This is a genomic window from Mesorhizobium sp. B2-3-4 (genome assembly GCF_006442315.1).
Classification (GTDB): domain Bacteria; phylum Pseudomonadota; class Alphaproteobacteria; order Rhizobiales; family Rhizobiaceae; genus Mesorhizobium.
Window position 1 is genome coordinate 274033 of record NZ_VFVY01000006.1, and the last position, 18383, is coordinate 292415.

The 18383-nt window shown below is 63.7% G+C and carries 17 protein-coding genes; 7 read left to right on the forward strand and 10 right to left on the reverse strand.

The window, feature by feature from the left end; genetic code table 11:
• Positions 1-37 precede the first annotated feature (37 nt).
• Positions 38-832 carry a L,D-transpeptidase gene (locus tag FJ967_RS12345; RefSeq protein ID WP_140731976.1) on the reverse strand — a complete coding sequence of 265 codons (795 nt, stop codon included), beginning with the start codon at positions 830-832 and terminating at the stop codon, positions 38-40.
• A 183-nt stretch (positions 833-1015) separates the two neighbouring features.
• On the opposite strand from FJ967_RS12345, the gene FJ967_RS12350 reads away from it, so the two are divergent.
• Positions 1016-2476, forward strand: coding sequence for an MATE family efflux transporter (locus FJ967_RS12350; RefSeq protein ID WP_246675256.1), 1461 nt, complete (start codon positions 1016-1018; stop codon positions 2474-2476).
• A gap of 25 nt (positions 2477-2501) precedes the next feature.
• On the opposite strand, the gene FJ967_RS12355 is transcribed toward FJ967_RS12350, so the two are convergent.
• Together FJ967_RS12355 and FJ967_RS12360 are read right to left on the reverse strand one after the other, a co-directional pair.
• Positions 2502-3710 (reverse strand): MFS transporter, encoded by a 1209-nt coding sequence (locus FJ967_RS12355; protein ID WP_140731978.1) that lies wholly within the window; start codon positions 3708-3710, stop codon positions 2502-2504.
• Positions 3711-3903: 193 nt separating this feature from the next.
• Positions 3904-4299: an SH3 domain-containing protein gene (locus FJ967_RS12360; protein ID WP_140731979.1), complete on the reverse strand. Its 396-nt coding sequence runs from the start codon at positions 4297-4299 to the stop codon at positions 3904-3906.
• A 243-nt stretch (positions 4300-4542) separates the two neighbouring features.
• Between FJ967_RS12360 and FJ967_RS12365 the strand changes: the two genes are divergently transcribed.
• The gene (locus FJ967_RS12365) at positions 4543-5118 is read left to right on the forward strand and encodes a TMEM175 family protein (protein ID WP_140731980.1); all 576 of its coding nucleotides are present in this window, start codon (positions 4543-4545) and stop codon (positions 5116-5118) included.
• A gap of 35 nt (positions 5119-5153) precedes the next feature.
• On the opposite strand, the gene FJ967_RS12370 is transcribed toward FJ967_RS12365, so the two are convergent.
• Entirely contained in the window at positions 5154-5456 is a 303-nt protein-coding gene (locus FJ967_RS12370) for a hypothetical protein (RefSeq protein WP_140732006.1), read from the reverse strand.
• A gap of 133 nt (positions 5457-5589) precedes the next feature.
• On the opposite strand from FJ967_RS12370, the gene FJ967_RS12375 reads away from it, so the two are divergent.
• The gene (locus FJ967_RS12375) at positions 5590-6456 is read left to right on the forward strand and encodes an SDR family NAD(P)-dependent oxidoreductase (protein WP_140731981.1); all 867 of its coding nucleotides are present in this window, start codon (positions 5590-5592) and stop codon (positions 6454-6456) included.
• A gap of 3 nt (positions 6457-6459) precedes the next feature.
• On the opposite strand, the gene FJ967_RS12380 is transcribed toward FJ967_RS12375, so the two are convergent.
• Positions 6460-6885 carry a low affinity iron permease family protein gene (locus FJ967_RS12380; RefSeq protein WP_140731982.1) on the reverse strand — a complete coding sequence of 142 codons (426 nt, stop codon included), beginning with the start codon at positions 6883-6885 and terminating at the stop codon, positions 6460-6462.
• 268 nt (positions 6886-7153) lie between these two features.
• On the opposite strand from FJ967_RS12380, the gene FJ967_RS12385 reads away from it, so the two are divergent.
• Complete coding sequence (locus FJ967_RS12385; RefSeq protein WP_140731983.1) at positions 7154-8437, forward strand: hypothetical protein; 1284 nt, start codon at positions 7154-7156, stop codon at positions 8435-8437.
• A gap of 167 nt (positions 8438-8604) precedes the next feature.
• On the opposite strand, the gene FJ967_RS12390 is transcribed toward FJ967_RS12385, so the two are convergent.
• The 4 genes from FJ967_RS12390 to FJ967_RS12405 form a co-directional block, all read right to left on the reverse strand.
• The gene (locus FJ967_RS12390) at positions 8605-8898 is read right to left on the reverse strand and encodes a hypothetical protein (protein WP_140731984.1); all 294 of its coding nucleotides are present in this window, start codon (positions 8896-8898) and stop codon (positions 8605-8607) included.
• 248 nt (positions 8899-9146) lie between these two features.
• Positions 9147-9788, reverse strand: coding sequence for a DapH/DapD/GlmU-related protein (locus FJ967_RS12395; RefSeq protein WP_140731985.1), 642 nt, complete (start codon positions 9786-9788; stop codon positions 9147-9149).
• 84 nt (positions 9789-9872) lie between these two features.
• Complete coding sequence (locus FJ967_RS12400) at positions 9873-10391, reverse strand: CreA family protein (RefSeq protein ID WP_140731986.1); 519 nt, start codon at positions 10389-10391, stop codon at positions 9873-9875.
• A gap of 62 nt (positions 10392-10453) precedes the next feature.
• Positions 10454-10960 carry a cytochrome b/b6 domain-containing protein gene (locus tag FJ967_RS12405; protein ID WP_140731987.1) on the reverse strand — a complete coding sequence of 169 codons (507 nt, stop codon included), beginning with the start codon at positions 10958-10960 and terminating at the stop codon, positions 10454-10456.
• A 183-nt stretch (positions 10961-11143) separates the two neighbouring features.
• Between FJ967_RS12405 and FJ967_RS12410 the strand changes: the two genes are divergently transcribed.
• Both FJ967_RS12410 and FJ967_RS12415 read left to right on the forward strand, forming a co-directional pair.
• Positions 11144-11722 (forward strand): SCO family protein, encoded by a 579-nt coding sequence (locus tag FJ967_RS12410; RefSeq protein ID WP_140731988.1) that lies wholly within the window; start codon positions 11144-11146, stop codon positions 11720-11722.
• Positions 11723-11732: 10 nt separating this feature from the next.
• Entirely contained in the window at positions 11733-12605 is an 873-nt protein-coding gene (locus tag FJ967_RS12415) for a 50S ribosomal protein L11 methyltransferase (RefSeq protein ID WP_140731989.1), read from the forward strand.
• Between the two features lie 40 nt (positions 12606-12645).
• Here FJ967_RS12415 and FJ967_RS12420 read toward each other — a convergent pair whose 3' ends face one another.
• On the reverse strand, positions 12646-16143 hold the full coding sequence (locus FJ967_RS12420) for an autotransporter domain-containing protein (RefSeq protein WP_140731990.1): 3498 nt from the start codon (positions 16141-16143) through the stop codon (positions 12646-12648).
• A 270-nt stretch (positions 16144-16413) separates the two neighbouring features.
• Here FJ967_RS12420 and FJ967_RS12425 point away from each other — a divergent pair, with 270 nt between their 5' ends.
• Positions 16414-18258, forward strand: a complete 1845-nt coding sequence (locus tag FJ967_RS12425) for an aminopeptidase P family protein (RefSeq protein WP_140731991.1) — start codon at positions 16414-16416, stop codon at positions 18256-18258.
• Positions 18259-18383 lie beyond the last annotated feature (125 nt).

Genomic DNA, 18383 nt, shown 5'->3' on the forward strand with positions numbered 1-18383 from the left:
CGCGTTTGGCGCGTCCGCCCGCGGGTTGTGAAAAGGCTTACTTCAGCATCTCCGCATCCTTCGGCACGCCTGCATCGATCGGCTCGGCGGTCCTGCTCGACACGGCCATGATCTTGCCGGCGGGCGACAGGTTGGGACGCACGAAGACCTGCGCCGGACCGTTGACGCGGCCGTAGAGGTCGATGATGTCCTGGTTCATGAACCGCACGCAGCCGGATGAAGCGTTCTTGCCGATGGAATCCCACTCCGGCGTGCCGTGCAGCCGGTACATCGTATCCTTGCCGTCGCGGAACAGATAGAGCGCGCGGGCACCGAGCGGGCTCTGCGGGCCTGGCGGCATGCCGTCCTTGTATTTCGCCAGCTCCGGCCGGCGCTGGATCATTTCCGGGGGCGGCGTCCAAACCGGCCATTTCTTCCTGGCCTGGACCACGGCGCTGCCGGTCCAGCCGAAGCCGGCCTTGCCGAGGCTGACCCCGTAGCGGATCGCCTTGCCTCCGTCGCGCACCAGATAGAGGAAGTGCTGGGAGACGTCGACGACGATCGTGCCGGGTTTTTCGCCGGTCGGATCATCCACGATCTGGCGCACGAACCTTGGATCGAGCTTGTTGACCGGGATTGCCGGAAGTTGGAAGCCCTCGTCGGTGCGCGCCGTGTACATGGTTGCGACATCGCCGAGAGCGGGCTCGCTGGGTGGCGGAGCCGGCGCCACTGTCGGCGGCGCTACATCGGTGGTGGTACACGCCGAAAGCGCCAGGGAAGCCGCGCCCAGAGCGGACGCACCCAGAAACGCACGCCGGTTCAGGCGTTCGGAAAACAGCGGAATATCGGACATGACCCCCCCGGTGACAAACGCGGCCCAACGCGCGCAGGATCAATATCCCATTCCGGAGCTTTTGAGAACAGGATGGATCGTGGCAAGGGCATCCAGGGCCGTCCTGCATCGACCTGCCCGGTTGAATCTGCGATCATCGCCCACCGGACTCAATGACAGGCTTCATCGGTCATGGACGAAAAAATGCCCACGCGCCGGCGCACCGGCGACCTGACCAGCGGCCCGATCCCACGCACGCTCCTGCTCTTCGCCCTGCCGGTGCTCGGCTCCAGCGTTCTTCAATCGCTGAACGGCTCCATTAATGCCGTCTGGGTGGGCCGCTTCCTCGGCGAATCGGCACTCACCGCGACATCCAATGCCAATCTCGTTCTGTTCCTGATCCTGGGCACGGTGTTCGGCATCGGCATGGCGGCCACCATCCTGGTGGCGCAGTCGGTCGGCGCCCGCGACCTGCCCGAGGCGCGACGCATCGTCGGCACCAGCGCCACGTTCTTTTTCCTCATTTCGGTTGTCTTCGCGGTCTGCGGCTGGATCTGGGTCGATGCCATCCTGGGCGCGATTGGCACGCCGGCCGATGCCTTGCCGCTCGCGCGCTCCTATTTGCGCATCATTTTCGTCGCCGTGCCGATGATGAATCTTCTGTCCTTCGTCATGACCGTGCTGCGGGGCGCCGGCGATTCGCGCACACCCTTCATCTTCATGGCGTTGGCGGTCGTGCTCGACATCGTGCTCAATCCCCTGCTCATCCGCGGCATCGGCCCCTTTCCCGAGCTTGGCATTGCCGGTTCCGCCACCTCGACGCTGATCGGCCAGACCGTGAGCGTCATCGCCATCCTGGTCGTGCTCTATGCGCGCAAGCATCCTTTGCGGCTGGCCGGCGCCAATCTCGCTTTGCTGCGGCCCGATCCAGGCCTGCTGCGCATCGTCGTCTTCAAGGGCGTGCCGATGGGCCTGCAGATGATCGTCATCTCGGTGGCGGCGCTGACGGTAATGGGCATCGTCAATTCCTACGGGTCGCAGGTCGCCGCCGCCTACGGTATCGCCGCCCAGCTGTGGACCTACATCCAGATGCCGGCGCTCGCAATCGGCGCCGCGGTCTCTTCCATGGCGGCGCAGAATGTCGGTGCCGGCCGCTGGGACCGGATCGGCCGTGTCGCCGCCTCCGGCGTCGGCTTCAACCTGGTACTCACCGGCGCTCTCGTGGCACTGCTTTGGGTGTTCGACCGCTCGATCCTGAGCCTGTTCCTCAGCAGCGACAGCGCCGCGATCGACATTGCCGCCCACATCAACAATGTCGCATCCTGGTCGTTCATCCTGTTCGGTGTCACCATCGTGCTGTTCGCCACGGTGCGTGCCACCGGGGCGGTGATGCCGCCGCTGATCATCCTGGTGATCTCGGTGCTCATCATACGCACCGGCTTTGCCTACTTCATGCGCGGCGTCATCGGCGAAGAGGCGCTGTGGTGGAGTTTCCCGGCCGGTTCGATCGCCTCGCTGGTGCTGGCCGCGGCCTACTACCGCTACGGCGGCTGGCGCACCTTGCACATGATCGAGAACCGGCCGGCTGCCGGAGAACCGCCCGACACCGGGCTTGGCGTACCACGCCAGCGCGCGAACATGGCACCTGAAACGCCGAACGGCTGAAGCTGGCCTGTCTTGTCGCGCCGTCTCAGCGCCCCTGCCTGAGCCCGAAACCCAGCGCCACCAGCGAGAACAGGATGATCATGACCGCGAAGGCCAGGCTCGCGGCGACAGGGCTGGCATAGGTCGACACGATACCGATGCCAATGACAGGCAAGGCATTGCCGACAAAGCAGCAGATGAAGAAGCTGGACACGACCTCGGCGCGACGATCCCGAGGCGCGATCTCGTTCACCACTTGCAGTCCGCCGCGATAGCCAAGCGCGGCCGCCACGCCGCAACAGGCCGTTGCCGCTACCATCAGCGCCATCGACGCCAGCATCTGTGCCGCGACCACGAGCACAGCGCTCGGGATCATCAAAGCCAGCGCTGCCAGCATCGCGGTGCTGCTCTGCATCCGCGCCAGCGCCACGATGGCGAGCGCTGCAACCATCGCCAGTTCGAAGAACAGTGCCCCCGCCACGGCGTGATTTGCCTCATGCAGTTGCTGCGCCAGAATGCTCGGCGCCACCGCCGCATAGAAGCCGACCAGCGCCATGGCGCCAAATCCGGTCACCGCCGGCGCCACGAAGCGCGCCCGGATTTGCACCGGCACCGAGAGCCGCGGCCGCATGGAGACCTGGCGGAGACCGCCCGGCCTCGCCACAGTTTCGCGGGTGCGCCAGACCAGGACCGTCACCACGCCGAGCGCTGCCAGGTAGACGATGAAGACCAGGCGCAACGGCCACGGCTCATATTGGGCCAACAGGCCCGAAACAAGCGCCCCGAAACCGAGGCCGAGGAAGTTGGTGCTGGTGGCGATGACGCTGGCACGCGGCTTGTCGGCATCAGGCAGAAGCTCGGCAATCCACGCGGTCCCCGTCCCGGCGCCGACGCCGATGCCAAGCCCGCTCAGGATGCGTGCGACATCGAGCGATACGACATTACCCGCGAACAGGAAGACAAGCGCGCTGATGACGGCGACGATCATGGCCGCGAGAGCCGCCGGCCGGCGTCCCACGACATCCGAGGCGCCGCCGAACACCAGCAAGGCGCCGAGATTGCCGACGACATAGACCGCATAGATCAGCGTCAAGGTGATCTGCGAGAAGCCGAATTGCTGCTTGTAGATGATATAGAGGGGCGTCAGCACCGTGCTGCCGGCAAACAGCACCGCGATCATGGCGGCTACAGCCGGGATTGCGAGGACGTCGTCGCGGGCATCGTCGTGAGTTTGCGCGAGATCGCGAAGGGCCATGACCAAGCTCGTCAACGGTTTCAGGGATCGCGACGTTAACGCGCCCTCGCCGCCGACGTTCCGGTCGACTGCCGGGCTCCTGACACCACGGTGGGCATTGCCCGATCCGGCCCACGGCCAAAAAGCACGGATTGGGGCCAACGGCCCCCGATCCATCGTGGCAACCTGCATGCCCTATCGGATGCAACCGCCCCTATTTGCAGGAAAAGCCGGGCGCGATCTTGCACTTGCCTGGACGCGGCTTGTGCGGCGGGCGATGGTGCGGAGGACGATGATGGGGCGGCTTGTGCCAATGCGGCGGGCGCACGATGACGACCGGCGGGCGCACGACATGGGCGCGCGCGAGATAGCCTGAACTGGCCCAGCCGCTGACACCGCCGCCATGGATCCTGCACCAGCCCGGTTGGCAGCCGGTGACATTGACCCTGAAGCCGGCCGGCAGCGTCCCGACCTTGGCATATCCCGCACCAGGCCCGCTGCGTACGTTGAGGTTGGTCGTGGTATGAGCGCTGTAGGCGAAAGCCGAGGCCGACATACCGAAGAAGGCGGCCAGGACGGTCGCTATCACAAGCAGAAATCGAAATCTCATCAGTCCCTCCATTCGCTCCCCAGCCGTTCGACAGCTTCGGCCGGGACCGCATCGCAAGGGGAAAGGCCGGGGCGGGAAAAGTCAACAACCGGCCAAGGCCAACCGTCACGGCCAGCGGGTCCGGCATCGGGTTTTTCCCTGATATAGTTGAGGAATTTTCCGCGCACCGTTTATCGGCCTGCCAACATCCGCTAACAATTTACTATCTTTCGACAATTCGTTGCGGAACCGGGGTCGGCAATCATGGGCAAAGGCAGGGTCGAGGCGTTCACCGACGGTGTCGTGGCAATCATCATCACCATCATGGTGCTGGACCTCAAGGTGCCGGAAGGCGAGGACTTCTCGGCATTGCTGCCGCAGTGGCCGATCTTCCTCTGTTACGTGCTCTCCTTCATCAATGTCGGCATCTACTGGAACAATCTGCACAACATGTTCCACACGGTACAGCGCGTCGACGGGCGCGTGCTGTGGGCGAACCTGCATATGCTGTTCTGGTTGTCCCTGATGCCGGTAACGACCGCCTTCATGGGCGAGAACCATTTCGCCACCGTTCCTGTCGCCGTCTACGGCTTCGACCTTGCAATGTGCGCGACCGCTTACAGCTTCCTGGTCCTCGCGCTGCATCGGCTGCATGGGCAGGACACCGCCTTCGCCAAGGCTATCGGCAACGATCGCAAGGGAAGGATTTCGCTCGCCGTCTACATCGCGGCCATTGCCCTGACCTTCCTCGACAGGTGGATCGGCGTCGGGCTCTATGTCGCCGTCGCTTTGGTCTGGCTGGTACCGGACACGCGCTTTGCGCGGGTGATCGAAAGATAGCTCTTTTCCGACGCGATCCCGGACGGGAAACCGCTTCACACTTTTCCTGGAACGGCTTGAGCGCGCATTGCTTTCAGCTTCTCGGCCACGGCAGCGGCAAGGTCGCCGTAGCGCTCTTCCAGGCGTTCCGCGGATTTGATGATCGGGAAGTCATGGCCAAATTTCTCCAGCGCCATGCGCAGTTTCTCGACGAACTCCGCTTGCTTTTCCAAAGCCGAGAACAAGGTCTTCACCTGGGCTTCGCTGATATCGGGACTGGCCAGCATCTGCGGCACCTCGCGGCCCATCTGGTCGCCGGTGGCGGTCTGCTCCTTCAGAATTGCAACCCAATCCGTCAATCCAAATCTCCTTCTGCGGCGCAGCATGCGCAGCCCCGGCCTGACTGGTCAACCCGACAGGCCTCGACAGAAGCTTGCACAAGCCCGTTCCGGCGCTAAGTTCGGCGCCATTCGAACAAGGAAAACATCACCGATGATCCCCGACACCGAGATCCAGACCGCCTTGCCAGCCCTTGCCCAGGGCAATGCCGCCGTCATTACCGGCGCCGCCAGCGGCATCGGACTTGCGGCGGCAAAACGGCTGGCTCTGATGGGCATGAAGATCGTGCTGGCAGACATCGGCGGTCCGCGCCTCGACGATGCCGCGCGTGCGGTTTCCGCCATCACCGGCGATGACGCCGTGCTTGCCGTGGCATGCGATGTCTCGAAGGCCGACGATGTCGATCGCCTCGCCGACCGGGCCTTCGGCGCCTTTGGCGAAATTTCGCTGCTGATGAACAATGCCGGGGTCGGCGACAACCCGGGAAAACCCTGGGAAAACCGCGATGGCTGGAAGCGGCTGCTCGACATCAATTTCTGGGGTATCGTGCATGGCGTCGAAGCCTTCGCGCCGCGCATGCTGGCGTCCGCCAGGCCGGGACTGATTGTCAACACCGGTTCCAAGCAAGGCATCACCACACCGCCCGGCAACCTTGCCTACAACGTTTCCAAGGCCGGCGTGAAGACCTTTACCGAGGGGCTGGCCCACGCGCTGCGCAACGAACCTGGCGCCCGCCTGTCGGCGCATCTGCTCATTCCCGGCTTCACCTATACCGGCCTCACCGAAGGCGCCACGGAAAAGCCTGCGGGAGCATGGACGGGTGAGCAGGTGATTGACTTCATGCTGGAATCGCTGGTCCGGGGTGATTTCTACATCCTGTGCCCCGACAATGAGGCGGCGCGGCCCCTGGACGAAAAGCGCATGGCCTGGGCGATCGGCGACATCATTGAAAATCGGCCCGCCCTGTCGCGCTGGCATCCCAGCCACAAGGATGCGTTCGCGGCCTTCATGAAGGGCTGAGCCTCAGGCCGCGCTCTTCTTCGCGCCCCGCTTCTGGGCGACCGCCTTCTTGGCCGCCATGGTGGCGATCTGCTCGTCGTGCCGCTTCGCCGCTCGCTCGCATTTGTCGCGGATTTCCTCGACCTCGGATTCGGTCAGGTGTTCGATGCCGATAAAGTGGTTGTGGCCCTCGCTGACCCGGATCAGTTCGTCGAGCTTGGCCTGGATCGCCGCGCCGTCACGGTTCTGGGTATTCTGGATGAGGAACACCATCAGGAAGGTGATGATGGTCGTACCGGTGTTGATGACCAGTTGCCAGGTATCCGAAAAACCGAAGAACGGTCCGCTGACCGCCCATATGACGACGATCAGGCAACAGACGGCGAAGGTCAGCGGCAGGCCCGTTATGTGAGCGACCCAGTTGGCGACCTTGGTGAAAAGCTTTTCCATGCGTCGAGTGCCCTCAATAGCTGCCGCGATGAGAAACAAGCGGCGGGCGTTCGGGTTCCCACCGGACACGAATACAGAATACAACCGGCACAATTGAATACACGCCAAACGCGCATTAGACAGAAAACACACCTTATCGGTTTAATGTCATGGTAACCGTGCAGGCAAAGAGCCTGTTCCTTCCGCTTCACAGCGGTTTACCTCCAGCCCCTTCCGCTGCGCCACCCCCGCATGGCGGAAGGGGTTTCATTTCCGGAGAGCGCGGAGCATGGTTTCCCCAAAGCGCCGACCGGCACCAGAACAGACGGTCGCTCCCCTTTCGCGAAATTTGCTTCGCAGCGCCGGCCTCGGCCTGCTGATGGCCTGCGCGGCGGTCACCGCCAGGGCCGAATCCACGACCACGCCGGCAGCGGAGCCGACAGCCCCGCCGGCGACCGATCCGGCGGCCGCGGCGTCCACCGATCCCGTGATCACCGGCAGCCTCGAGCGTCACTGGACCAACAACGCGTTTGACAGCGACCGTAACGTCTCCGACTGGTACTCGCTGCTGCGCGGCTCGCTGCAGCAGCAATGGGGCGACAACGACGCTTACGCCAAGCTCAACGCCGACTTCCAGGTCTCGCATTACGACCACACCCGGATCGAGGATGATCGCACCCTGGGCGTATCGGCGGAGGCTTTCCGCCGCCTCGCCCCAGGTCTCGAACTGAGGGGCACGCTGAGCTATCGCGTATCCAGCACCGGCGACAATTTCGACATCGGCCCGCTGACGCTGGGGACGCGTGAGGCCAAGCAGATCTTCTCCGCCCAGACACAGCTCGGCATCGACCTCGGCAACGCGACTTCGCTGATACTGGAGGCCACCGACAGTTTCGAGAAACTCGGCGCGACCCATTTCGAGGATGACCTGATCCTGCCGGCGAAGCTGCACGCCGATCGCAACCTGTTCCAATTGGCGGCGAGAATCACCCGGACCGTCGGCCAGTTCGCCTTTGGCGCTTCGGCATCGGCGCTGTTCGCAAGCGTCGAGCAGATCGGCTATCCGCCGCTGTTCCTGTCGTTCAACGCCTACACGCTGCGCGCCGAGGCCGCCTACAAGGGATCGGACGGCTCGACACTGGGCCTGGCGCTGGGCGCGGAGTTCCTGCGCGGCGCCAACAATATCTACCAGCGCTGGCGTCCGACATGGCAAGTCACCTTCGGCAAGCCGCTGCCGCGTGGCTTCGAGCTGCGCGGCACTTATTTTGGCCGCTACGAGACATCCAACACCGACGATCCGCTGGCTTCATGGCTGCAGCGCGCCGAACTGGAAATCGGCACCAAGCTGCGCGAGAATCTCGGCATCGCCTCGGGCATCTTCTACGAGATCAAGGACAATGTGCTCTACGAGAACCAGGAGCGCCGAAAAGGCATCTACGCCGAGGCGACATATGACGCGAGCAAGTCGATGGCCATCGTCTTTCGGGTCGATATCAACAGGACCATCAAGACGGTCATCGACGATCGCGAACACAGCATCGATGCATTCATTGCGTTGCGCGCGAAGATCTGACTTCGTCTCGCGCGTTGCCGGCTTGTTTGCGGTGAAGGACATTCCAGCGAAGGCGTGACAACGGCCTTCCATCGGCAATCATCTCGATCCAGGATACAAGCCAGCGAGGCAGGAGGGTGTGCGAGACCCTCCTGCCCAGACACGGAAACTATCCGTGGCTTTGCTGCTCAGTGATGGCCGCCCAGCTTGTAGCTGTTGCCGCCGAGCACGTTGACGCCGATCCCGGAGAGAACGCCGGAAAGGACATTGGTCTTGTTGCCGTTCAGGATGCCCTGGACGACATTGCCGCTCAGGATGTTGTTGCCATTGAGAACGCCGTTCAACGCGTTCACCTGGCCAAGGCCGATGGACGGCGACACGTTGATCAGGCTGCCCGAGCTAGCGCCCCAGCCGCCGGCATAGGCGCCGACAGTCGAGAACGAAACCATTGCAGCAGTGAGTACAAGTGCGAACTTCTTCATGACTTCTCTCCATTGTTGCTAGCAGTTTTTCCTTCGACTTCTTACGACTTACCCCTGCATTGATTAGTGCATTTCGCGAAAAGTCTTGCAACCATGGAGTGCTTAATTTGGCCAATACAATTCGTTTTCCAATTTTTAACGCTAATATTTTACGTTAAGAAAATTGGTTACCGTCAGAGCTTCCCGCTCAGCGGAATTTGGCGATTTCAGAGATCGATGTCCGGCAATGAAAGCGCGCGGAAGCGGTCCTAAACCGCGTCGTTTTCCCAGCGATCGAGGAAGGCCTCGATCGGCATTGCCTGCATGTCGGGAACAGCCCGGGCGAGTTTCTCGACCGGCCAGTCCCACCAGGCGAGCGCTTCGATCCGTGCCGCGACGGCTGGCGCAAAGCGCGGCCTGAGCGGCTTCGCCGGCACCCCGGCGACGATCGTGTAGGGCGCCACGTCATGCGTGACCACCGCATTGGCGCCGATGACCGCGCCATTGCCGATGGCAATGCCAGGCAGGATGACCGCGCCGTGGCCGATCCAGACATCGTGGCCGATGGTCACAGCTTTCGCCTGCCGCCGCTCTCGGAACGCGGCATCGACGCCCAGCCAGCGAAAATACTCGTTCGGCCGATAGCTGACCTTGTGCTGGGTCAGCCGCTCGATGGGATGCTCCAGCGCATTGATGCGGCTGTTGGCGGCGATCGAGCAGAATTTGCCTGTTGTCGTGTAGATCGCCTCGGCATGCCGTTCGAAATAGGAGAAATCGCCGACGACGACCTCGCGCAGCACGACCCGCTCGCCGATCGCGGCGTAACGGCCAAGCTTGCAGCCCTTCATCTCTGCGGTCGGATGGATGCGCGGCTCGGGGTCTTTCGCTACCAGATCTTCGGAACGGTCCATGCGCGCGGCTTTACGTCAGAGCGATTGGTCCCGCAAGCGGGCCGATCGCCCGCCAGTGCGCCACTGGAACGGCGTTCGGCACACCTATTGCGGCTTGCCCTTGGTCCACACCACGTTCTGGCCGTAGAGCGGGATCGTCGTGACCGACATCTTGGCCGAGCCGTTCTGCACCTGGCGCGAGTGCGACAAATAAATCAGCGTCTCGTTCTTCTTGTCGTAGATGCGGTTCACCACCTGCTTCTTCCAGATCAGGCTGAGGCCCTGCTTGAACACTTCCTCGCCGCCCTCGCCCATGTCGATGTCGCCGATGGTGATCGGGCCGGTCTGGCGGCACGAGATCGAGGAATCGCTGGGGTCCTCGAACCAGTTGCCCTTGTGCAGGCGGTCGATGACGCTGCGGTCGAAATAGGCGACATGGCAGGTCACCCCATCGACCTTGGGGTCCTTGATCGCGTCGATCATGATGTCGTTGCCGACCCAGTCGACGCCGACCTTGCCGACTTCCTCTGCGGTGGCGGCACCGGCGCCAAGCAAGACACAAGCGGCCAGAAAGCCGCCGATCAGCTTTCGCCCAATCGGCTTTCGCCCAGTTGGATTTTGCAAAGCAGGCTCCTGCGGTTCGAGTTTGCCGGTTTCAGGTGGGACGCGGCGCGGCGTATTGCAAGTCAGGCCTGCTGCAAGAAGAGCATTCGCCGCAGCACGTCACTTTTAAGGACGAAGTGCTGAAACAGTGCCCCGGCCGTGTGCAGCAGCACGACGTAGAGCAGGATGTCCTTGCCCAGCACATGCACCAGTCCCGCTCCCGGCACGTTCAGAAACCAGGCCGCGACACCCGAAAGCGGTACGATGAAGATCAGGGCGTAGATGACGAGATGCGTTGCCTTGGCCAGCAATTGCAGGGCCGGGTGCTCCATGCCGGACACCGGCGGAACCCCGATCCTCACGCGGAGCCACAACCGCCAGCAGGCGAGGACAAGGACCGCCAACCCAAGCACGACATGCATATAGGCCATGGGAACATCGTTTGCGGCAGCATCCTGCCCCCGGCGGAATGCGCGCCACACATGTTCCATTCCGTCATGTGCCAGGAACTGCACGAGAATCAGCAGCGCGATGCTCCAGTGCAGCACGACCTGGGTTTTCGAATAGGTCGTTACCCCCGTGTCAGACATGACATTGCTCCATCATATCGCCGGCCTCGGCGAGAGAACGCAGACTTTGATGACCACATCATGGCTGGTTGCGGCAAGACGGCATCTTTGCGCGCCCCCGGTCGAACCGCTAAGACTGTTCGCCTGACACGCGACTTTCCTGCCCGAACTGACATCCACGGACTTCATGGCGGACTTCAACTGATGATGCGTTCCATCCTGATCGGCATTCTTGTCCTGATGGCCGCCGGCATCGGCTGGCTGACCTTCGACTGGTATCGCGGGCATTACGGCGGCGAGCCCTTCGGCGCGCCCTTCACGCTGGTCGACCAGAACGGCGCACCGATCACCGAGGCGGCCTTCAGGGCTCAGCCCAGCGTTGTCTTTTTCGGCTTCACCCATTGCCCGGAAGTCTGCCCGACGACGCTGTTCGAACTCTCGGGCTGGCTGAAGACGCTGGGCGACGACGGCAAGAATCTGCATGCCTATTTCGTCTCCATCGATCCGGCACGCGACACGCCTGAGGTCATGAAGGCCTATGTCAGCAATTTCTCCGACCGCATCACCGGCATCAGCGGCGACCCGGATAAGGTCTATGCCATGGCCAAGTCATTCGGCATCTATTGGAAGAAGGTCGACACCGACGACGGCGACTACACGATGGACCACACCGCCTCGGTGCTGCTGCTCAACGGCAAGGGCGACTTTGCCGGCACCATCGCCTATGGCGAGAGTGCGGGCACGGCGGTGGAGAAGCTGAAGCGCCTTGCCGCGAAGGGCTGACAAATCCGCCATGACCCAGACGCGGCTGCATTTCACCACCGGAAAGATCGAGGCTGACCGCATCTTCGCGGCGCTGGAGATGGCCTTCGAGGATGAGGGCCTGCCGATTGCCGTGCTAGAGGTGGACGAGGACGCCGACATCCACGAGGTCTCGCTCTATACCGAGGGCGATGCCGATGACGTCGAGGCGCGGCTGAAGGACGTTCTGGCCGGGCTTTCCATGTCGAAGCCGATCGAGCGCGAGGCCCTGCCCGACATTGACTGGGTGGCGCGCTCGCTCGAAGGCCTGAAGCCGGTACGTGCCGGCCGTTTCTTCGTCCATGGCGCGCATGACCGCAGGAAGCGCCATAGCGGCGAGCTGGCCATCGAGATCGAGGCCGGGCTCGCTTTCGGCACCGGCCATCACGGCACCACGTCGGGCTGCCTGGAAATGCTGGAAAAGGTCGTGCGGCGCGAGCAGCCGCGCAACGCGCTAGATCTGGGCACCGGCAGCGCGGTTTTGGCCATCGCGGTCGCCAAGCTTGCCCATATTCCGGTCCTGGCGACGGATATCGACCCGATCGCGGTGAAGGTTGCCGCCGCCAATGCGCGTCTCAACCACGTCAAGGCGCTGGTGGAAACGGTGACGGCGCCGGGTTTTCATCACCCGATTTTCGGCAAGCGCGCGCCTTTCGATCTCATCGTCGCCAACATACTGGCGCGGCCGCTGATGCGGCTGGCGCCGGAGATGGCCAGGCACATCGCGCCCGGCGGCTCGATCGTGCTGTCGGGCATCCTCGACCGCCAGCGTGACGCGGTCGTCTCGGCCTATGTCGGCCAGAACTTCCGCCATGTGCGCACCCTGCACCGCGAAGGCTGGGTGACGATCCACCTCAAGCACTGAGGCCGGCAAAGCGATTGCCGACCCTCGATGGCCCCGTTTCCTAGAATTTGATGCCCAGATTGGCCTTGAAGCCATTGTCGAAGGCATCGGGCCCGAACTGCCCGGCATAGGACAGGCCAAGCGTGGCATTTCGCGCCAGCTGCACGTCGAAGCCGGCCTCGACCAGCATCGCATCCCTGGCGATCGGCACGCCGGCGATGGTGAAGTTGTCGCCACCGGCGAAGGCGAAGGTCGACAGGGGCGTCACGTCGCCGAAAGCATGGCGCCAACCGAACATTGCGCGCGCGGTGGCCGCCACGCCGCCGATGGTGATGTCGGTGGAGGCCCTGGCGCCGAGCGTAGTGAAGGTCGCATCCGACGTCGAGCTGCCGCTCGTCAGCGCGGCATCGCCGCCGGTTTCGCTGAAACCATCGGTGCGCAGGTTGACATAGGCGAGATTGGCGAAGGGCTCGAAGGCAAACGGCCCGGCATCGGTCTTGTAGGCCAGTTCGCCGAAGGCCTGCGCGGTGGCGGCATCGTAGTCGGCCGACAGGCTGTCGGTGAAGCCCTGGAAAGCCACCGAGCGCGAGGTTGAGATCCGGTTCCAGGTGTAGGCGGCACCGGTCCGGAACGCGATCGCGCCCCAATTCGTCCCACCATAGAGGCCGAGATGATAATTGTCGCTGTCGCCCGACGAGCGCCTGTCGTCGGCGTCGAAGCTGGTGCGGCTGTAGCCGCCGACCACGCCGATCCGCCAGTCACCGACGAGGCCGTCGGCGCCGACCAGCAGGCCACCTGTCGAGCGGTCGAAGGCGGCCGCGTTGCCGTCGCTGTCGGTACCGCCCCACGAACCAAAACCCTGCGACCAGAACGCGAAGCGATCCGTGTCGGCGGCGACCGGCTGAACGCCGTCCTCGCCATAGGCCATGACCGGCAGCGAAGCGGTTTTGCCGCTGTCGCCGAAGGCGCCACGCAGGCGCGCCGTCACCGCGTCCTGCAGGAAGTGGCTGTCCTGGAGCAGCATGCCCTTGGCCGAGGCATGGATTTCGCCCGAAAGCTGGTCGAAGGCTGCCTGCGCGGCTTCGGCCGAAGGCAGAGCCAGGATCGCGCCGGTCAAGGCGCCGCCGCCGACGCTTTCCAGCCCGCCGGCCGTAGCGACCTGGTTTGGCGTCGAGCCGGCCGAGCCCAGGGATCTGTTCTGCGCGATATCGACATAGATGTCGTTCAAATCCTGGCCGATCGTCGCGGCCAGGAAGTAGGAAACTTGCGGATCGATGATGGTGAAGGTCTTGTTGCCAAGCAGGCCGCCATCGGCATGCAGCACGGTGTATTGGCCCGGCACGTAAACGCCTGAATTCGTCAGCGTCAAATTCGCGCCACCGCTGATCGTCGCGGCGCCCGTGGCATTTATGAGATCGGATGCGCCGGCGGTGTTGAGATCGACCGCATAGGTCGACCCGGCCGTGAAACTGACATTGCCTTTGACGGTCAGCGTGTCGATTGCATTCTTGCCCGGCTCGACAATGCCCTTGGCCACCAGTCCGCCGATGCTGCCATCGCCTTCGAGCGTGGCGCCATCGTCGACCGTGACGACGGAACCGGCAAGATTTCCGGTCACCAGCAACGTGCCGGCCTGCACCGTTGTCGCACCGGTGAAAGCGCCGCTGTCGCCGGAGAGTTCGAAAGTGCCGCTGCCGGCCTTGGTCAGGCCGCCCGTTCCGGTGATGGCGCCCGAAAACACCGTGTCGGTGTTCTTGCCGCCGGTGGTCAAGGTGGCGGTCCCGAGCTCGACCGAGCCGGCGCCCGCGAGCGAGCCGATCGCCTGGCTGAAATTGTTGAGCGACAGGGCCGCGCCACTTTCCACCGTATAGGCGCTGTTGGCGCTGAATATGTTGGCCGTGGCCGCCTTCAGCGTGCCTTGGGCGACATCGGTGGCCGTGGCGTAGGTGTTGTTGCCGGCAAAACCATCCACCGTCAGCGTTCCGGCCCCTGTCTTGGTGAACGTCCCGCTTGGCGTGTCGGTTTCACCCATGCTGGCGCTGGTGCTGACGTCGAACCCATTCGTGTCGATAGTACCGCCGGCAGGGCCGAACAGGATCGAGAGATTGGCAAGGGTGAGGTTTGCCCCAGCCTGCAACGTGCCGCCATCCAGCGTTATCGGACCCGAGCCCAGCGCATGATCGGCCGTGACCTGGATCGTTCCCTGCTTGATGATTGCGCCGGAACTGAAACTGTTGTCGTTGTTGGTCAGTACGAGTGTGCCGGCGCCTGTCTTCATGATCGCCGAAGGATCGCTGAATTCCGAAATCAGACCTGTATAGGTGCCCGTTGCCCCCGAACCGACGTTCAGGTTCATGCTTGCATATATGGTCAGGTCGTTGTTGACCGTGATGCCATCCTGGATGTCGATGGTGGTGCCGCCGCCCGCATAGACCGCCCCGCTGCCGAGCGCACTGTCGTTGCCCACGCTGAGCGTGCCGCCATAGAGGTTTGTGCCGCCGCTATAGGTACTTGGCCCGTTGATCGTGAGCGTGCCGTCGCCGAGCTTGGTCAGGCTCGCCGGGCCGCCGCTTTCGCCGATGCCTGACGAAAGCGTCAGATCGCCATTGCTGGTGTCGATCGTTTCCGACCCGGTTTCGAGCGCGACCGCTTGCGCGAAAGTGCGCGCGCCGCCGCTGGCGCCGAAGGTCGTGCCGCTGGCCATGGTCAGGCCGCCGGTGCCGAGCGCCGCGTCATTGGCGATCAGCAGCGTTCCCCCGCTCAGGATCGTACCGCCGCTATAGGTGCTTGCCCCATCCAGCGTCAGCGTGCCGCTTCCCACTTTCTCGATCGACAGTGAGCCGGTTTGTTCCTGTATCTGTGCATTGAAGGTGGTGCTGGTGTTCAGACCGCCGATCTGGAACGTGCCGGACGAGCCGCCCGGATTTCCATAGTAGGAAAGGATTCCCGAGCCTTCGACCGAACCGAGCGCGAGCGTACCCGAACCCGACAGCGCGACCGCGCCGCCATTGAGGACGAACGCTGCGTCCGCGCCGGACGCCGAGCCGGCGACGGAATTGAACTGCACGGTACCGTAGGCGTTGACGGTATAGACGACATTGCTGCCGGCATCGCTGTTGTTGAAGATGATCTCCGACGCAGCGCCCGTGCCGGAATCCCCCGTCACGGTGAAGTTCTGGGTCAGTCCGGACGTGTTGCTCACGCCACCCGAAATGTTCAGATAGGCCGTGTTCGAGACATTGATCGTATAGGCGCTGCCGGGATCGTTGAACGTCACGGAACCGGCGGAATAATAGCCCGCCGGATAGGGTGTATCGAGATTGACCGTGGTCGTGCTCGCGCCGGACCCGAAGATCACCGGCGCCACGGTCGAATTCGGCGTGGTTCCACCGGTCCAGTTGGTTGCGTCGGTGTAGTCGGAACTCGTCGCCCCCGTCCACTGCTGCGCGACCGCCGGCGTCCCCGCCAAGGCCAGTCCGGCCAGTGCCGTGCCGACCAGCAGCCAGCGCCGCCGCACTGCCAGGCTGGCCGGAAATGGCCGCGGCTTTTCAATGTTCATCAACGCTCTCCGACAACGATTCAATCGGAAGAGCCCCCGCTCGTCCGCCACAAACGCGGTAGGACTAGCTTGCCGCGAAAGCCAGCGCACGCTCAAAAGACAGCGTCTGCTGACTTTTTCTGATCACAATTGCGCGCGCAGGTGACGATGGCTGGACCAGCGCCATTTGGTTGTCTCCCGGCAGACACTGTAGCAGGTTGCGCCGACCGGAAATCGATTCCGATTTCCAGGCCCATGCGCTACATCAGCGCTGATATCAGGAGGCCCATCATGTTCCAGACCTTCGATTCCGCGGGCGACCCGGCGGTAGGCAAGCCGCGTGTGGCGCTATTGCGCCAATGGCTGGCGGCGAACGGCCTCGACGGCTTCATCGTGCCGCGCGCCGACGAACATCAGGGAGAATATGTCGCCGATCGTTCGGCCCGGCTGAAATGGCTGACCGGCTTCAGCGGCTCGGCCGGAGTCGCCATCGTGCTGCGCGACCGCGCCTTCGTCTTCGTCGACGGGCGCTACACGCTGCAGGTGCGCGGCGAAGTCGACCTCGACATCTTTTCGATCGAAAGCCTGGTCGACAACCCGCCTGCCGTCTGGCTCCGGGAGAACCTCGGCAAGGGTGCGCGGCTTGGCTTCGATCCGTGGCTGCACACGATCGGCGAGATCAAGGCGCTGCAGGCCTCGGCCGACAAGACCGGCGCCGTGCTGGTGCCGCTCGCGAACAACCCGATCGACGTCATCTGGAAAGATCAGCCCGCTGCGCCCGTGGCCCCGGTCGAACTGCACCCGATCGGCTTTGCCGGCGAGCTTGCCAAGGACAAGCTGGCGCGGCTGGCAACGGCAATCGCCAAGGAGGGTGCCAGCCATGCGGTGTTGACCGACCCCTCCTCCATCGCCTGGGCCTTCAACATCCGTGGCGGCGACGTGCCACATACGCCGCTGGCGCTCGGCTTCGCCATCCTCGCCGCCGACGGCTCGCATCAGCTGTTCATGGACAGGCGCAAATTCTCGCGCCAGGTCGCGGCCTACCTCACGCAGCTCGCCGATCCGCATGAACCCGGCGAATTCGAAGCCGCGATCGCAGCCCTTGCCAAAGGTGGGGCGAAAATCGCGCTCGACCCGGTTCTGGCGGCCGACAAGCTGCGCATGCTGGTCGAGGACAATGGCGGCACGGTGATTGCCGCGGCCGACCCCGCCCGCATCCCGCGCGCCACCAAGAACCAGGCCGAGATCAGCGGCTCGCGCGCCGCGCATCGGCGTGACGGTGCGGCCGTGGCCAAGCTGCTGTGCTGGCTCGACCGGCAAAAACCCGGCTCGCTCGACGAGATCGCGGTCGTCACCAGGCTGGAAGAGACGCGCCGGCAGACCGGCGAGGAAACCCAGATGCCGCTGCGCGACGTTTCCTTCGATACCATTTCGGGCGCCGGCCCGAACGGCGCCATCATGCACTATCGCGTCTCGCGCGCCACCAGCCGCAAGCTCAAGGCCGGCGAACTGTTCCTGCTCGATTCCGGCGCGCAATACCAGGACGGCACGACGGACATCACCCGCACGGTACCGATCGGCGAGCCGACGCAGGAGATGCGCGAGCGCTTCACGCTGGTGCTGAAAGGCATGATCGGCATTTCCACGCTGCGCTTTCCCGCCGGCACACGCGGTTCGGAAATCGACGCCGTCGCCCGCATGGCGTTGTGGAAACATGGCTGCGACTTCGCCCATGGCACAGGCCATGGCGTCGGCTCCTATCTGGCCGTCCACGAAGGCCCGCAGCGCATCGCGCGCACCGGCACCGAGAAGCTGCTCGAGGGCATGATGCTCTCCAACGAGCCCGGCTATTACAAGGAAGGCGCCTACGGCATCCGCATCGAAAACCTGATCCTGGTGACGCCGGCCGAACAGATCGAGGGCGGAGACATCGCCATGCACGCTTTCGAGACGCTGACGCTGGCGCCGATCGACGTCAGGCTGGTTCGCACCGACCTGCTGACGCGCGAGGAGCTTCACTGGCTCGACGCCTACCACGCCCGCGTGCTGGCCGAGATCGGCCCGATGCTCGATGGCGAGACGCTTGCCTGGCTGGAAAACGCGACCGCACCACTGCCGCACGACGCGAAAATCTAAGAGCTCTTTCTCCCCGTCACTATACGGGGAGAAATGCCCGGCAGGGCGATGAGCGACTATCTGTTGTGTCAAGTTGCATTTGCGAACTCCACGCGCGCATCGCGTGCTTTTGCATTGAGGATGAC

Excerpts from the sequence above, each read along its gene's own strand:
- FJ967_RS12345 (WP_140731976.1), bottom strand. The coding sequence starts at position 832 with ATGTCCGATATTCCGCTGTTTTCCGAACGCCTGAACCGGCGTGCGTTT.
- FJ967_RS12350 (WP_246675256.1), top strand. The coding sequence starts at position 1,016 with ATGCCCACGCGCCGGCGCACCGGCGACCTGACCAGCGGCCCGATCCCA.
- FJ967_RS12355 (WP_140731978.1), bottom strand. The coding sequence starts at position 3,710 with ATGGCCCTTCGCGATCTCGCGCAAACTCACGACGATGCCCGCGACGAC.
- FJ967_RS12360 (WP_140731979.1), bottom strand. The coding sequence starts at position 4,299 with ATGAGATTTCGATTTCTGCTTGTGATAGCGACCGTCCTGGCCGCCTTC.
- FJ967_RS12365 (WP_140731980.1), top strand. The coding sequence starts at position 4,543 with ATGGGCAAAGGCAGGGTCGAGGCGTTCACCGACGGTGTCGTGGCAATC.
- FJ967_RS12375 (WP_140731981.1), top strand. The coding sequence starts at position 5,590 with ATGATCCCCGACACCGAGATCCAGACCGCCTTGCCAGCCCTTGCCCAG.
- FJ967_RS12380 (WP_140731982.1), bottom strand. The coding sequence starts at position 6,885 with ATGGAAAAGCTTTTCACCAAGGTCGCCAACTGGGTCGCTCACATAACG.
- FJ967_RS12385 (WP_140731983.1), top strand. The coding sequence starts at position 7,154 with ATGGTTTCCCCAAAGCGCCGACCGGCACCAGAACAGACGGTCGCTCCC.
- FJ967_RS12390 (WP_140731984.1), bottom strand. The coding sequence starts at position 8,898 with ATGAAGAAGTTCGCACTTGTACTCACTGCTGCAATGGTTTCGTTCTCG.
- FJ967_RS12395 (WP_140731985.1), bottom strand. The coding sequence starts at position 9,788 with ATGGACCGTTCCGAAGATCTGGTAGCGAAAGACCCCGAGCCGCGCATC.
- FJ967_RS12405 (WP_140731987.1), bottom strand. The coding sequence starts at position 10,960 with ATGTCTGACACGGGGGTAACGACCTATTCGAAAACCCAGGTCGTGCTG.
- FJ967_RS12410 (WP_140731988.1), top strand. The coding sequence starts at position 11,144 with ATGATGCGTTCCATCCTGATCGGCATTCTTGTCCTGATGGCCGCCGGC.
- FJ967_RS12415 (WP_140731989.1), top strand. The coding sequence starts at position 11,733 with ATGACCCAGACGCGGCTGCATTTCACCACCGGAAAGATCGAGGCTGAC.
- FJ967_RS12420 (WP_140731990.1), bottom strand. The coding sequence starts at position 16,143 with ATGAACATTGAAAAGCCGCGGCCATTTCCGGCCAGCCTGGCAGTGCGG.
- FJ967_RS12425 (WP_140731991.1), top strand. The coding sequence starts at position 16,414 with ATGTTCCAGACCTTCGATTCCGCGGGCGACCCGGCGGTAGGCAAGCCG.